We start from the raw sequence: 14769 nt of genomic DNA on the forward strand, positions 1-14769 counted from the left end.
TTATAGATTTATAGTATTGGTACCACCATTTAAAGCCATATTTTCTCCATTCCAAACAAATGTTCCTGTCAATTCTTTGGGAAGTATTACTTCGCCTGCCAATCCGGTAGCCCCCTTCTTTTTTAGATTTACTGAAATAGTTCCCATTTGATGGGGGACAGAGCCTTCTACCCATTCCAAATCTCCCAAATTTGGAGCAACAAGAACGGATTTAAAGCCAGATTCATTGGGTTTTATTCCGCATACCATGGATAAAAAATAGTACACAGGTGAAGCGCTCCATGCGTGGCAGTCCGAACGTGTAGGGTCAGGTTTTTCAGCAAAAGTGGTCAATCCCAGACCTAGCATATCTTCCCATGGTTTTAAAGATGCAATATAATTGCTTCCCAGTCCTACTTTTTCCATGGCTTCAGTCAGGTAAAAACTATAATAGTAGGTGCATTGGGCAATGTCTTGATTGTTTAATATAGTGTTTAAAACAGTTTTGTTTGTTCCTGTTGGGAACGTATTGGTCAATACTCCCAATGCATTGGCATGTTGGCTAAAATTCTTTTTCTCCGGAGTATCCGCCAATATTCCCTTTTCTGGAACATAGCAGTTTTTATATACGGCGGTTTTTATTTTTTCGGCCAGAGAATTATATTCTTTAGCTTTTTCAATAGAGCCATAAGCTTCTAATAGTTCAGAAGCTTTTTGCAGCGTGTATACATACTGTAGACTTAGGATTGCCGAGTTTCCAAACTGAGCTCCTGAAGGTACACCTGAGGTCCAATTATCATCGGGTACCCAGTCCACAAAATTCCACCATTCTAAATGACCTAGCATTTGGGTGTCATCAATTCGGTTTTCATACCACTTTAGAACCTCCAGCATTCCCGGAATATAAGATTCTATAAAAGCCTTATCACCGTCCAACATCCAATAATCGTGCAGCATGGTTATCCATACCAATGAAAAAGAAGGGATTATCTGTATTTCTCTACTAGGGAATCTGCTCTGGGTTAAACCAATGGGTAAACGAGAATCTCCTATGGAGGCAATGGCATTCTTAAACATAGTATTGTCACCTGTGACATAGGAAGAAACCAGGCATTGTATTCTTGTGTCCCCAACGTATTGCAATTGCTCATAATAGGGACAGTCAAAGAAGGTTTCCCCTGTGCAAAGGCGTTGCGTGCGCCATCCTGTTTCCCAAATATCTTCTAAAATTGGATAATTACTCGTAAATGTGGCTTTCTCATCAAAAGGATAGCCAGTGAACTTACTGTTGAAATTATGAATTAGCAAGGGTTCATCTTTAGTTTCTATCTCCAACTCAATATAACGGAATGTACGCCACCAAAGGGTGGTGTAGGTTCTGTTATCACCTCCATTCACGAGGATCATATTTTGAGTGCCAGCAATTTTTTTATTGTCAACCTCATTTCGGTTGCCCTTTTCATTTTGAGTATTTAAAAGACTTTCTGCAAAAGTGAATTTTATTTTGCTTTCAGCTCCTTTTGAATACTTAAAGATTGGATAGGCGTTGGTCAATGTTCCTTGGTCTACCAATATTTTTATGTTGGAATGTGCAGGAATTTCAAGTGTTTTCTTTCCAGTAATAAAACCGTTATGAATACCAGACAAATCTGAGCGGCGCACACTGGAAAATTGCTGCAATTTTTCCTCCATTAAGGGAATTTTACGGGGCTGCAGTATATATCTGGGTACGCCACCATACTGTTTGGCACTTTTTAAAGGCCTACCATTATCCAATTCTTTAGCATTTTTCCAAGAAGTAGTATCAAAACTTTCTTGTTGCCAACCCCATGGATGATTTTTGTCATTGAATTCCTCACCGGGCCCCACTACATAATAACCAGTGCCAACATAAGGAATAGGAGAGTAGGAGCTGTCTTTTTTTACCTTCCAACCCAATGTACTGTTAACAACACTTTCTTTGTTTCCGTTTCCTTGGACAATTAATCCTGTACTATGTGATGCATTAGCCATGGGTCGTTGTTCTGCAAAATTCCAAACTGTGGCAGCAATTATGTTTTTTCCTTCTTTTAAATAGGGTGCAATATTTAAACTTTCAAAATTCCAGCGCATAAGATCACCAACTGCGGGGCCATTAACAACATAGCTGCCATTCACATACAATTTATAGCGATTGTCTGCAGATATATGCACTATAAATTCCTTGGGAACTTCTTCCAGTTCAAAGGATTTTCTAAAGTGGTAAACACCATATTCTGTCCCTGCAATATCAGGATGTGTTATCCATTTTGCCTGCCAGGGATTTATTAGTAAATCAGGATTTATTTTGTCAGTGAGTTGCGCTTCTATCTTAACATTAAAGAAGAGAGAAAAGCAAAAAAGAGTGAGGAAAAAAAGTTCTTTTTTCATTTAGAATGGAATATTGTTCTCTAAAATACCTAAAAAAAGAAGGCACACAAAACTTCCCAGAGTTGTACTTTTACATAAATATTTTTTTGAATGAATTCTAGACAAGTTCAATTACAGGCTTTTGACCGCTTACTCACCATAATGGATGAGCTTAGAGCTCAATGTCCATGGGATAAAAAGCAAACTATGGAGAGTTTGCGCCATCTTACCATTGAGGAGACCTATGAATTGGGAGATGCTATTCTTGATAATGATTTGGATGAGGTTAAAAAGGAATTGGGCGATGTATTGCTTCACATAGTTTTTTATGCCAAGATTGGGTCTGAGACCAATGATTTTGATATAGCCGATGTAGCCAATGGAATATGCGAAAAACTTATTAACAGGCATCCACATATTTATGGAGATGTAAAGGTGGAAGATGAAGAGGATGTAAAACGTAATTGGGAGAACATTAAGTTAAAAGAAGGTAAGAAAAGTGTTTTAGAGGGTGTTCCAGCAAGTCTTCCTGCTTTGGTAAAAGCAAATAGAATTCAGGATAAAGTGGCTGGTGTGGGCTTTGATTGGGAAAAGCCAGAACAAGTATGGGAAAAGGTAGAGGAAGAGCTTTCCGAATTTAAGGATGAGGTTAAAAATGGAGATAAAAACAAGATTGAGGATGAGTTTGGAGATGTTATATTTTCCATGGTTAATTATGCTCGCTTTCTTGAGATTAACCCAGAAAACGCCCTGGAACGCACCAATAAAAAGTTTATTAAACGTTTTCAATATTTAGAGGGGAAAGCGAAAGAACTGGGAAAATCCTTAAAAGAAATGACACTTGCAGAAATGGATGTGTTTTGGGAGGAAGCAAAACGAATGTAAGATATATGAGGTTAGAGATCATAAGATAGGCTTAAGTCGAAACCTAACAATATAAATGCAAAAGCCAAATTAACAGTTAACGGCTACAAAATAATAACTAAGAACCATTGAAGCAATACACTAAAGAATTCTCATATAATCTTAGGCTTGCCTATCCTGTTATTTTGGGAATGCTAGGGCATACGTTTGTGGCCTTTGCAGATAATATAATGGTTGGTCAGTTGGGAACTGCTGAGCTAGCTGCTGTATCCTTGGGAAACAGCTTTGTTTTTATTGCAATGTCATTGGGAATAGGATTCTCTACTGCAATCACCCCTTTGGTTGCAGAAGCAGATGGTGCCGGGAATAAAGCAGATGGGAAGAGTGCACTAAAACATGGTTTGGTACTATGTACATTGTTGGGTTTGTCCCTTTTTGGGCTTATTTTACTTTGCAAGCCTTTAATGTACCACATGGACCAACCAGTAGAGGTTGTGGAACTGGCCATGCCTTATTTGGATTTGGTAGCATTTTCTTTGGTTCCATTAATTATTTTTCAGGCTTTTAAACAGTTTTCTGACGGGTTGTCCCAGACAAAGTACCCAATGTATGCCACAGTAATTGCGAACATTATCAACATAGTTTTAAATTATTTATTGATTTTTGGAGCCTTTGGATTTCCAAAAATGGGGATTGTAGGTGCAGCCATTGGGACGTTGGTGTCTCGCTTTGTGATGGTAGCTTTTCTTTGGTTTTTATTGAACAACAAGAAAAAATTCCATGACTATGTTACAGGTTTTAATTTCAGGAAAATTGAAAAGAAAGTAATGCAGAAAATAGTTAGCCTTGGTTTTCCATCTGCTTTACAAATGTTTTTTGAAGTCGCTATTTTTACCGGAGCAATTTGGTTGAGTGGGGTGTTGGGCAAAAATGCACAGGCCGCAAACCAAATTGCCCTGAATCTAAGTAGTATGACCTTTATGGTGGGTATGGGACTCGGGGTGGCAGCAATGATTAGGGTAGGTAACCAAAAAGGTTTGCAGAATTATAGAGATTTAAGAAGAATAGCGCAATCAATTTTTTTCTTGACACTTTTACTGGAAATTATTTTTGCCGTTTTGTTCCTTTTAGGAAGACATTGGCTACCTACGATTTACTTGGATGTGGATGATGTGGCAAACCAAATGGACAATACCGAGGTAATATTTTTGGCTGCAAAATTGCTATTGGTAGCCGCAATTTTCCAAATTTCCGATGGAATACAAGTAGTAGTCTTGGGTGCTTTGAGGGGATTGCAGGATGTTAAAATTCCAACAGTTATTACTTTTATTGCCTATTGGTTAATAGGTTTTCCGATAAGCTTTTATTTGGGATTGTACACTTCCTTTAAGAGTACTGGAATATGGATAGGGCTATTGGTGGGGCTGTCAGCATCTGCCATTATGTTGTATATTCGATTTAATTATTTGACCAAAAAACTAATTACTAATTGATTTAAAAAGAAGTCAAAATGGAGCTTCCAAAATTTATATTGGGTGATAATACTGATTTTCCAACTGCAATTTTCATTGTACATACAGAATATCCAAGATTCATTATCAACTTAGAAGATGATGAAGTAGAATGGCTGGAAGAATTTTCACAAGAAGATGAGTCAGAATTGGAAGCTGAAACACAAAATCTAATAGAGGCCGCTACTGCCTTTTACGATAGGGAAGTGGCCCGATACGAAGAATAATGCTCGAAACATTAGTCCAATATGATAAAGAGCTATTCTTGTGGCTCAATAATATGGGAACACCCACATGGGATGCCTTTTGGATGTTTGTTACCAATAAGCTAAGTTCCATACCTGTTTATATTTTGCTCTTCATTTTATCATATAAACAACTAGGGTTAAAAAAGACTCTTGCTTTATTGGTGACTATTGCTCTTCTTATTACGGTTACAGACCAACTTTCCAACTTTTTCAAATATGGAGTACAACGTCTGCGTCCTTGTTATGATATGGAGGTCAATAGTTTAATGCGTTTGGTAAAAAACTCTTGCGGAGGAAAATTTGGATATTTTTCTGCACATGCGGCAAACGCTTCCGCAGTAGCTTTCTTTTTTATTTTCTTATTTGGTAAAGATGTTAAATATTTAAAAGGGTTATTAATTATATGGGCGCTTTTGGTGGCATATAGTAGAATATATATTGGAGTACATTTTCCGTTGGATGTTGTATCTGGTTTGATAATTGGATTGATTATGAGTTGGTTATTTGCCAAGTTGTATATATTTGCAATCCACAAATTAAATCTATGATTGCTAATCTTAGGTATTGGTTTTTGCTATTCCTTGTTATTCTAGTATATATATCTGGAATGCTTGTTACACTTTTTGAGAATGATTCCGCCCAATTCGCCGTTATGGCCATGAGAATGGTTCAGGAAAATGATTTTATCAACTTATTTAAGGGGTCTGAAGAATATTTAGACAAGCCGCATTTACATTATTGGTTAGCTGCTTTATCCTTTAAAGTGTTTGGAATTAGTCATTGGGCGTATAGAATCCCCGGAATTTTAGCCTCACTATTGGCAGCGTATAGTTGTTATGGGTTGGGAAATTTACTCTACAATAAAAATGTGGGTAAATTGGCAGCATTGGTTTTTTTAACTGCACAGACCATTGTTCTTTCCAATATAGATGTAAGGACAGATGCTGTACTAACTGGATTTACCATATTTTCTATTTGGCAGTTGACCGCATATATAGAAAAAAGGTCTTTGTGGGCCATAATTTTAGGTGCTTTTGGAGCAGGAATGGCATTTTCTACAAAAGGACAAATAGCGCTGTTGGTAATAGGTATTCCTCTTCTTTGTCATTTGGCCTATACGCGTAAATGGAAGGTTTTTTTAAGTTGGAAAGTGCTTGTGGCACTTTTGATTTTTGCAATTAGTATTGCTCCAATGTTATATGCATATTACCTTCAATTTGATTTGCATCCAGAGAAAATAATTAGAGGAAAAAGCAATAGAAGTGGTATTTTCTTTATTTTTTGGGAACAAAGTTTTGAGCGCTTGAGCGGAGAAGGGCATGGTAAAAATAGTAGTGATTACTTTTTCTTTTTCCATACCTTTTTATGGGTGTTTCTACCATGGACGGTCTTGGCCTTATTTGCATACTGGTGGAGAGCCAAAGCGTTTTTTAAACTACGATTTAAGTACAGCGGAAAGTTTGAATTTTTGACTGTAGGCGGAATCTCTATTATATTTATAACTATCAGTTTTGCACAATTTAAACTCCCTCATTATCTAAATATAATAATGCCTTTGTTCGCTATATTAACAGCTTCTTATTTGCATAGTTTGCACCATTATATAAAGAAGAAAGAAATAAGGGCTTTGTTGGCAATACAATATGCTATTTTAAGTATTGTTTTTATTTGCACACTTCTCATCTGTTTTTATGTCTTTAAGTTTGCACAGCCCCAAGGATATATTATACTCATTATTGCCTTGATGGTTGTGGTTTATTTTTGTTTAAAACAAGAAGCGGACTATATAAGAATAGTCACTTTATCTGTCTATAGCTGTTTGTTGCTTAACGGTGTCCTAAATATGCATTTTTATCCATCATTATTAAAGTATCAAGGAGGGTCTAATATGGCAAAGATGATAGAAGAAAATAATATTCCCGTTGATAAAATATACAAGACTACAAATAGGTACACATGGGCTTTGGATTTCTATAATCAGAAACCAGTACAGACCACATCATTGGAAGACTTAAAGGGGAAAAAGAATGTTTGGATCTATGCCGATGATAAAGAATTAGAAGAACTTAGGAATTCTAATTTTGATTGGGACAAAAGGTTTGTTGTTGATCAATTTAGAATTACGCGTTTACAGGCAAAATTTTTAAAGCCAACAGAGAGGAAAGGTATTTTAAACAAAATGTACCTGCTTCACCTTCGTTAATTTTCCATTGTAATAAGCTTTGGTTTTTTAAAATGATAGAAAATTCCGCATAAGGACACCAAAGCAGTGATAATAAAGAAAAGCATACTGATGCTTATGGAGGTGCTTTGATTTAAACCTAACCACAAAGCACCATACAAGAACGTTACTTCCCTACTTCCAATCCCGCCAATGGTCAATGGCAAAACAGATACAATGGATGAAACTAGGAAAATAAACAAATAGGCAATTGTATTCTCTTGAATTCCCAAAGATTTTAAAATAAAGTATACACAGACCAGTTGTGATAATTGTACCAATGCTGAATAACCAAATGATTTCCAAAATACAGGAAGCGTGTAGTTGAAAAACTTCTTATTCAAAAACCAGAATACCAGAATACTTAAGATTAATGCCAATCCAATCAATAATTTATACTGAGCAAAAAAAGCATGTTCAATATTAAAGGTTAGAATGCAGGCAAAAATGAACAATAACAACAAACCGCTTAATCTATCCAGAACCAAAACAGAAACTACTTTTTTGGTCCCAACTTCATATTTTTTTTGAATAACATATCCTTTGTAGGCATCTCCCCCTATCCCGCCTGGAAGAAATAGGTTATAGAACATGCCCAATGAATATAGTTTTAAGTTGCTTAAGTGCGCCAATAAAATATTTAGCTGATGAAAATATAAGTTCAATCTAAAAGCAGCAATTACTTTAGAAACGACAAAGAAAAAAAGAGCTATTAGAAAATAGAAAATATTTACTTTTTTCAGAGTACTTAAAACATCTTCCAGGTTTATTTTGGTGAAAATAAAATAGACAAGAATGGCACTAACTAGAATCTTTAATGCGGTAAGTAGCTTTTTACGTTGTTTTGCCACCTATGGATATATTTTTGATTCGGTATGGTCTTTTGTTTTGGGACTCATAGTAGGTACGTATCAACAGTTCCATAACGATACCGATAGTGAACAGTTGTACTCCTGCCAAAATAAACATCATTCCAAATATTAGAAGAGGACGGGTTCCTATGTCTTGTCCAAATCCAAATTTCACAATAGCTAAATAAATATTTATTAGAATTCCCAATAAAATAAGTAGCACTCCTAAAATTCCAAAAAGATGTATAGGTCTCTGGAAATATTTACGGATGAACAATAGCAGCATCATATCTGCAACAACCTTAAAAACGCGCTCTAAACCATATTTAGAAACCCCAGCATGCCTTGCATGGTGTTTTACAGGTACTTGCTTTATTTTAGCCCCTTCAAAATGTGCTAAAAGCGTTATAAAACGGTGCATTTCTCCATAAAGATTCAATTCCTTGGCAATTTCTTTGGTGAAAACTTTAAGAGCACATCCATTGTCCTGAATATCTAAACTAGATACCCTTCTGACCAAAAAATTGGCAATTTTAGAAGGTATTTTCTTTACTAGAGAATCTTTTCTTTTTTGTCTAATGCCAGTAATAACATCATATTCTCCAGTAATGGCATATTCCAACATTTGTGGGATATCACTTGGGTCATTTTGTAAATCCCCATCCATGGTAATAATATATTCACCCTCAGCATAATCAATTCCAGAAGCTAGTGCCAAACTCTGACCATAATTTTTCTTTAGCTCAATAAGGTGAACCTTATCATCTGCCATTTTCTTTACTACCCTCCTAGTAGAATCCTTGGAAAAATCATCTATATATATAATTTGGTAGTTATACCCTACAAGACTTTCATGAATTTTTTCCGTAAGAAGCACTACATTATCTTCTTCATTATACAACGGAACAACTATAGAAAGTAAGGAATTGGTAACAGGATTCATCTAATGGATTTAATACGGCGCAAATTTAGCCTTTTTATTTAAGTTCTCTTTTTTGAAAGTTGTAACAACTCCTCTGCAGCATTGAAAGGAGAGATTTTGTTTTCATGGATTTTTTTCACCAAACTTTTTACAAGCTTTTTAACTTCCTTATTTTGATAGAATTCATGCTTTAGATGCTCATCAATGGTCTGCAAAAACCAATTTTCATTTTGGAGGTGCCTGTTTTCTATAAAGAACCCATTCATATTTGTCAACTTAACATAGTCCTTGACCAAGTTCCACGTTTCTGTTATTCCCTCTTTATTGATAGCTGATGCCAGCAGAACTTTAGGCGCCCACCCACTTTTTTTGATTGGATATAAATGCAGTGCATTTTCAAATTCTTTTTGAGCAAGTCTGGATGGGCTTAAATTGTCATTATCAGCTTTGTTGATTATAATGGCATCCGCCATTTCCACTATACCTCTTTTGATGCCTTGTAACTCATCTCCTGCACCTGCCAGTTTTAGTAACAAAAAGAAATCTACCATACTATGAACAAGAGTTTCACTTTGTCCCACACCAACAGTTTCAATGAGAATAACATCATAACCAGCAGCTTCACAAAGAATTATGGTTTCTCTGGTCTTACGGCCCACGCCACCCAAGGACTTACCAGATGGGGACGGTCGTATAAAGGCATTGGGGTCTTTTGCCAATTCTTGCATTCTAGTTTTGTCTCCTAAGATGCTTCCTTTACTCAATGAACTTGTTGGGTCTACGGCAAGAACTGCTACTTTTTTATCCAGAGAAGTCAAAGTTTTACCCAATACTTCAATAAAAGTGCTTTTTCCCACTCCTGGAACACCTGTAACACCGACCCGAATAGTCGTTGTTTTTTTTACTAAGCATTTTTCTATTATGGTCTTGGCTGTTTTCCTATGCTGGGGATTGGAACTTTCTATAAGTGTAATGGCCTTGCCTAAGATGGTTGTGTCACCATTAAAGATTCCTTCAATCAAAGCATCGGTTGAGGGCGATTCTTTTCTCAATAATTGAACCTTGGTAATGCTGGTTTTACTTGTGTTTTTTAAGTTCGCCAAGTTTATTTGTTAATGGGAATACTAACTTTGGTTTTGTCCCATGATAGGGTTAGATATAACTGGTCATGTTCATCAAAACGTACTGTAAAATGCTCTACAGGTTCCTGTAAGGTTTCTACAGGAACTTCTACTTGGATAACATCGGTTTCTGCATTTCTGGTAGTTTCTTTTCCACCACTCATTATAGTAACGCCCCAATCTGGTATTTCAGAATTAATCATGATGTCCCAACTATCTTTTTTAGGTCTGGTCCATAAGGAATAAGTGCCTGCGGGTAAATTTTTATCAATAATTTTTATGTCCGTTTTAGTGGTAAACGTTGTGGGCTCATTGGCTCCTGTTCTCCAAACAACATCGTAGGGTACTAATTCTCCAAAGATGACACGCTCTTTTTTAGCGGGGCTCGAATATTTCACAGCTAAATCCATTCCTTTCTTAGCATAAACGGATGTTGTTTCTGGACTATGCTTTTTGGTCTGCTTTTGCATATAGGGCATGCCTACAAATACCATTAGAAGGATGATAACAGCAAGAATGATAAGTGTCCATTTTAAATATTTCATGATATCTGTGTTTATTTGGTTTCAATCACTTCTAAATTACAAAACCTATTTTTAATATCAGATTTATTTCAAAGGGTTTCTTAATCTTACCAATAGTTTGTAATTTTTTGAAACATTGAATTTTTTTTATCGTCCTTATAAGGACTAACAATAAGAACCAAAGACTGAAACGACTACATGTTTCAAATTGAATTAGTAGAACAATGCAAGGCTAACAACCGTAAGGCCCAAATAAAGCTTTACAGACAATACTGTGATGGTATGTATTGTGTGGCCATGCGCTTTTTAAAAAATGCAGATGATGCTGAAGATGTGTTGCAGGAATCTTTTATAAAGGCATTTCAAAAGATACATCAATTTAAAGGAGAGGTAACGTTTGGAGCTTGGTTAAAGAAAATAGTAATTAATAAAAGTTTGGATTTTTTAAAATCTAAACATGAAAAAATGGTAGCGTTAGATGAAACTTATATGCAAATAGCCGAAGATGATGATTGGACAGTGGATGATGGAGTTGCTGTTGATGAAATTCTATTGGCAATGAAAAATTTACCCGAAAAATATAGGACCGTAGTACAATTGTATTTAGTAGAAGGTTACGACCATGGTGAAATTTCGCAAATATTGGATTTGCCAGAAAATACATGTCGCACAAGATTGCTACGTGGAAAGGGACACTTAAAAGAAGCTTTAAAAAAGAAAAATTATGGCACAGGATCTTAGAAAATTGTTCAAGGAAAAAAGAGAGAAAGACAAGTTTCCAATGAAGGATGGTCATGAAACACGTTTTATGGAGCGTTTGGACAAGGAACTTCCTAAAACCAAAAGGCAGTCTTTCTTTTGGTTAAAAATTGCCGCATCTGTACTTGTATTAGTAGGAATAGGAGCTTATATGTTGAACAAAGGGGGAGAGGATGCCATAAGTAGTACTATTGTGGTGGATAAGGCAGATAAGAAAGAAAATGGACTGTCCTTAGGAGATTTGTCTCCAGATCTTAAAAAAGTGGAAAACTATTATGTGGCCAATATCAATATGGAGCTTTCTAGATTAGAAATTTCAGATGAAAACAAGGATATGGTAGATAGTTTTATGGATCGTTTGGCAGAACTTAACGAAGAGTATAACACATTAAATGTGGAGCTAAATGAAATGGGCCCCAATGACCAAACCATATCTGCCTTGATAAAGAACTTGCAATTACGGTTGCAATTATTACAGAAGTTAAAAAGTAAGTTAAATCAATTAAAACAATCAAAAAATGAACAAATTGAGACAAACACTATTTAAATCCATGCCACTTCTCCTGTGCTTTATTGCAATAGGGGTTTTTGGACAAAAACAGAGCAAAACATTTAAAGAATCGTTTAATGTAGATACAGATGCCGTGGTGAACATTAACACCACCCATGCGGACATTGAGTTTGAGACCTGGGATAAAAATGAGGTGGTAGTAGAAGCTATCATTGAAGTAGATGGGATGACTGCAGAAGAAGCCGAAAACTTTTTTAAGGAGGATGTTATTAAGATAATGGGGAACAGTAAGGAGGTGAACATAACCACTGGTGTAGAAAACACTTGGTTTTTTAGACATACAGTTGGAGGGATGAACGATTTTAATGTTGAAATTCCTAGGATAGAACCTTTTTTACTGGAAATACCAGAATTTCCTGAAATGCCAGAGATGCCAGAAATAGCAGAAGTCATTGAATTAGCAGAAATAGCGGAGTTGGCACCAATGCCCCCCTTACCACCTATGGCTAAATTTGATTATAAGGCTTATAAAAAAGATGGGGATAAATATTTAAAAAAGTGGAAAAGAGAATTTAATGAAAGTTTTAATAAGGGCTATCAAAAAAGAATGGAAGAGTGGAGTGAAAAAATGGATACCAAAAGGGAAGAATATGAAGCCCGCCACTCAGAAATGAAGGAGAAAAGGGGAAAGGAATTGGAAAAGCGTAGGGAAGCCATGGAAGAAAGAAAAGAAGAGATGGAAGCTCGCAGAGAGGAAATGCATGCACAAAGAGAGGTTATGAGAGAGCAACAAAAAGCTTTGCGAAATGTTCAAAGAAGCCTTTTTATTTCTAGGGACAAAAACGAGGATGGAGAATCAAATATTTTCTTCCTTTCTTCAGATGGTGAAAAGAAAAATTATAAGGTTAAAAAGACCATCAAAATCAAAATGCCAAAATCAGTTAAGCTTAAAATGAATGTACGTCATGGAGAAGTTAAATTGGCAGAGAATACACAAAACATCAACGCAACCTTGTCTTATGCAAGGTTGCTTGGCGCAACTATTGATGGAAAGAGTACCATTATAAATGCCTCCTATTCACCTGTGAGCATTCAAAAATGGAACCATGGTAAATTAAAGGCTGATTATTCTGATTATGTGAAACTAAAACAGGTTAAAAACTTGAATATGAGTGGAATTTCTTCCAATGTTATTATAGATGAGTTGCTTAGTACTGCACTGATTAAAAACAATCTTGGTTCATTGGTCATAAATTCTGTTTCCGATAAATTCAAAGAAATGAATATTTCAGTAGAACATGGTGAGATAAAATGCAAAATGCCATCTACTCCATTTGCCATAACTGTAACTGGAACTGGGTCAGAATTTGTTGCTCCATTAAATTTAACATTGAATAAAACAAAAAATTACAATACCATAGTCCATAAGGGCTATCATATCAATGGAGATACCAATAAATCTATCGTCATTAATTCCAAATACAGTAAGGTAGTACTAGAGGAATAGATATAAAGTACCAAAAAATATTTCTTCTTACTACCTACAATTTTGGTTCCCAACCCTTTTCATATTCTCGTTTCCAGTTTTTCATTACCTTTTCATTATTAGCCACTTTTCCTGTAGTTGCATCTACATTTATTGTTTCCCCAGCATCTTGTGCCATATTTCCTAGGTGAGCTAGCATTGTAGAAATACTACCATCTGCAATAGGAGCATTCAATATAATGTCAGTTTTAATGGAATCAAAGAAATTGGCAACATGGTACACATCTAACATACCTTCTCCCATAGAACCTGTAGTTTCACTAGAACCTTTTTCAAACTCAAATTTGATGGGTTTGCCATCCAATCCATAAAGTTTGTAGAAATTTCTATCTAACTCAATTGTTCCCTTGCTACCATATATAATAGTAGCACGCCCAGGTCTAGACGGTTTTATGATACCGCGACTATGTCCGGTCCAAGTAATGAATTTATTATCTGCAAACTTGTAGGTTACTTGTTGGTTGTCTGGAAACTGCCAATCATCGTCATAGGTGTATTTCCCACCAAAAGAAGTCACGCTTTCTGGTAGATCCACATTTAGCGCCCATCGGCAAATATCAATTTCATGGGTGCCATTATTGTGTACTTCTCCAGTTCCCCAATCTCTAATCCAATGCCAGTTATATGGGTGAACGTTGTCTCTATAACTCTGTCTTGGAGCAGTACCCTGCCATAAATTCCAATCCAATGTTTTTGGCACATCAATTACATTGCCTTTACCCATGGAACCTCTATTGTTGGAATAATGACATTCTCCTTTGTAAACCTCACCAATGATACCATCCCTAATATCCTGTATGGCCATTATAGAAGTGGGAGCAGAGCGTTGTTGATTTCCCATTTGTACTTTTTTCCCATATTTTTTTTGGGCAGCAACTAAAAGCTCGTTTTCATGGGGATTATGACTACATGGTTTTTCTACATACACATGTTTACCTGCCTGTAATGCCCATATTGATATTGGAGCATGCATATGGTCCGGTGTAGCTATAAAAACGGCATCTACATCTTTATCATCCAATATCTTTCTAAAATCTTTTTCTACTTTGGGTATATATCCAATATTTTTTTGGCACCAAGCACTATGCTCTTCTAAAATTATATCATCCACATCACAGTTATAAATTATTTTTGCATTTGGATAAGCATTTATTGCCATACAATGTGCTTTTCCACGGCTTCTTACACCAATAACGGCAACCTGTATTTGTTCATTGGCCCCTAAAATATTTCCATAAGCAGTTTCAGGAAAAACTATACTACTTAAGCTTACTGCTGCTGTTCCCACAGTTGTTTTTTTTATAAAATCTCTTCTTGTTGTCAT

General features: G+C 35.9%; 14 protein-coding genes. 8 read left to right on the top strand and 6 right to left on the bottom strand.

Translation table 11 applies throughout. From position 1 onward, the window contains the following. A complete protein-coding gene (locus tag AC000W_RS02780) occupies positions 1 to 2388 on the bottom strand; it encodes an alpha-L-rhamnosidase-related protein (protein ID WP_474745843.1) in 2388 nt (795 codons plus the stop codon). Positions 2389 to 2478: 90 nt separating this feature from the next. On the opposite strand from AC000W_RS02780, the gene mazG reads away from it, so the two are divergent. From mazG to AC000W_RS02805, 5 genes are all read left to right on the top strand, one after another. Continuing rightward, entirely contained in the window at positions 2479 to 3252 is a 774-nt protein-coding gene (mazG, locus tag AC000W_RS02785) for a nucleoside triphosphate pyrophosphohydrolase (RefSeq protein WP_474745844.1), read from the top strand. 107 nt (positions 3253 to 3359) lie between these two features. Then, positions 3360 to 4724, top strand: a complete 1365-nt coding sequence (locus AC000W_RS02790; RefSeq protein ID WP_474745846.1) for an MATE family efflux transporter — start codon at positions 3360 to 3362, stop codon at positions 4722 to 4724. A gap of 17 nt (positions 4725 to 4741) precedes the next feature. Continuing rightward, positions 4742 to 4969 carry a hypothetical protein gene (locus AC000W_RS02795; RefSeq protein WP_474745847.1) on the top strand — a complete coding sequence of 76 codons (228 nt, stop codon included), beginning with the start codon at positions 4742 to 4744 and terminating at the stop codon, positions 4967 to 4969. Further along, positions 4969 to 5538, top strand: coding sequence for a phosphatase PAP2 family protein (locus tag AC000W_RS02800; RefSeq protein ID WP_474745848.1), 570 nt, complete (start codon positions 4969 to 4971; stop codon positions 5536 to 5538). The genes AC000W_RS02795 and AC000W_RS02800 overlap by 1 nt, the downstream gene beginning before the upstream one ends. After that, the gene (locus tag AC000W_RS02805; RefSeq protein ID WP_474745850.1) at positions 5535 to 7193 is read left to right on the top strand and encodes an ArnT family glycosyltransferase; all 1659 of its coding nucleotides are present in this window, start codon (positions 5535 to 5537) and stop codon (positions 7191 to 7193) included. Before AC000W_RS02800 ends, AC000W_RS02805 begins: the two co-directional genes overlap by 4 nt. On the opposite strand, the gene AC000W_RS02810 is transcribed toward AC000W_RS02805, so the two are convergent. The 4 genes from AC000W_RS02810 to AC000W_RS02825 are packed head-to-tail and all read right to left on the bottom strand — an operon-like array spanning position 7190 to position 10650. Then, a complete protein-coding gene (locus AC000W_RS02810; RefSeq protein WP_474745852.1) occupies positions 7190 to 8062 on the bottom strand; it encodes a lysylphosphatidylglycerol synthase transmembrane domain-containing protein in 873 nt (290 codons plus the stop codon). The two genes, AC000W_RS02805 and AC000W_RS02810, sit on opposite strands and share 4 nt — an antisense overlap. Continuing rightward, the gene (locus AC000W_RS02815) at positions 8046 to 9005 is read right to left on the bottom strand and encodes a glycosyltransferase family 2 protein (RefSeq protein ID WP_474745854.1); all 960 of its coding nucleotides are present in this window, start codon (positions 9003 to 9005) and stop codon (positions 8046 to 8048) included. The genes AC000W_RS02810 and AC000W_RS02815 overlap by 17 nt, the downstream gene beginning before the upstream one ends. A 38-nt stretch (positions 9006 to 9043) precedes the next feature. Further along, positions 9044 to 10087, bottom strand: a complete 1044-nt coding sequence (gene meaB, locus AC000W_RS02820; protein ID WP_474745856.1) for a methylmalonyl Co-A mutase-associated GTPase MeaB — start codon at positions 10085 to 10087, stop codon at positions 9044 to 9046. A 2-nt stretch (positions 10088 to 10089) separates the two neighbouring features. After that, complete coding sequence (locus tag AC000W_RS02825) at positions 10090 to 10650, bottom strand: DUF2911 domain-containing protein (RefSeq protein WP_474745857.1); 561 nt, start codon at positions 10648 to 10650, stop codon at positions 10090 to 10092. A gap of 177 nt (positions 10651 to 10827) precedes the next feature. Here AC000W_RS02825 and AC000W_RS02830 point away from each other — a divergent pair, with 177 nt between their 5' ends. Genes AC000W_RS02830 through AC000W_RS02840 form a run of 3 tightly spaced genes read left to right on the top strand, consistent with a single transcriptional unit; the run spans position 10828 to position 13406 of the window. Beyond that, a complete protein-coding gene (locus tag AC000W_RS02830; protein WP_474745859.1) occupies positions 10828 to 11370 on the top strand; it encodes an RNA polymerase sigma factor in 543 nt (180 codons plus the stop codon). Then, positions 11354 to 11935, top strand: coding sequence for a hypothetical protein (locus AC000W_RS02835; RefSeq protein ID WP_474745861.1), 582 nt, complete (start codon positions 11354 to 11356; stop codon positions 11933 to 11935). The genes AC000W_RS02830 and AC000W_RS02835 overlap by 17 nt, the downstream gene beginning before the upstream one ends. Further along, entirely contained in the window at positions 11907 to 13406 is a 1500-nt protein-coding gene (locus AC000W_RS02840) for a hypothetical protein (RefSeq protein WP_474745862.1), read from the top strand. Before AC000W_RS02835 ends, AC000W_RS02840 begins: the two co-directional genes overlap by 29 nt. A gap of 34 nt (positions 13407 to 13440) precedes the next feature. Here the strand turns inward: AC000W_RS02840 and AC000W_RS02845 are convergent, their stop codons facing one another. Continuing rightward, entirely contained in the window at positions 13441 to 14769 is a 1329-nt protein-coding gene (locus AC000W_RS02845) for a Gfo/Idh/MocA family protein (RefSeq protein WP_474745863.1), read from the bottom strand.

The organism is Saonia sp., from assembly GCF_056326165.1.

Coding starts and splice junctions, on each gene's coding strand:
- AC000W_RS02780 (WP_474745843.1), bottom strand. CDS start 2,388: ATGAAAAAAGAACTTTTTTTCCTCACTCTTTTTTGCTTTTCTCTCTTC.
- mazG (WP_474745844.1), top strand. CDS start 2,479: ATGAATTCTAGACAAGTTCAATTACAGGCTTTTGACCGCTTACTCACC.
- AC000W_RS02795 (WP_474745847.1), top strand. CDS start 4,742: ATGGAGCTTCCAAAATTTATATTGGGTGATAATACTGATTTTCCAACT.
- AC000W_RS02800 (WP_474745848.1), top strand. CDS start 4,969: ATGCTCGAAACATTAGTCCAATATGATAAAGAGCTATTCTTGTGGCTC.
- AC000W_RS02805 (WP_474745850.1), top strand. CDS start 5,535: ATGATTGCTAATCTTAGGTATTGGTTTTTGCTATTCCTTGTTATTCTA.
- AC000W_RS02815 (WP_474745854.1), bottom strand. CDS start 9,005: ATGAATCCTGTTACCAATTCCTTACTTTCTATAGTTGTTCCGTTGTAT.
- AC000W_RS02825 (WP_474745857.1), bottom strand. CDS start 10,650: ATGAAATATTTAAAATGGACACTTATCATTCTTGCTGTTATCATCCTT.
- AC000W_RS02830 (WP_474745859.1), top strand. CDS start 10,828: ATGTTTCAAATTGAATTAGTAGAACAATGCAAGGCTAACAACCGTAAG.
- AC000W_RS02835 (WP_474745861.1), top strand. CDS start 11,354: ATGGCACAGGATCTTAGAAAATTGTTCAAGGAAAAAAGAGAGAAAGAC.
- AC000W_RS02840 (WP_474745862.1), top strand. CDS start 11,907: ATGAACAAATTGAGACAAACACTATTTAAATCCATGCCACTTCTCCTG.
- AC000W_RS02845 (WP_474745863.1), bottom strand. CDS start 14,769: ATGACAACAAGAAGAGATTTTATAAAAAAAACAACTGTGGGAACAGCA.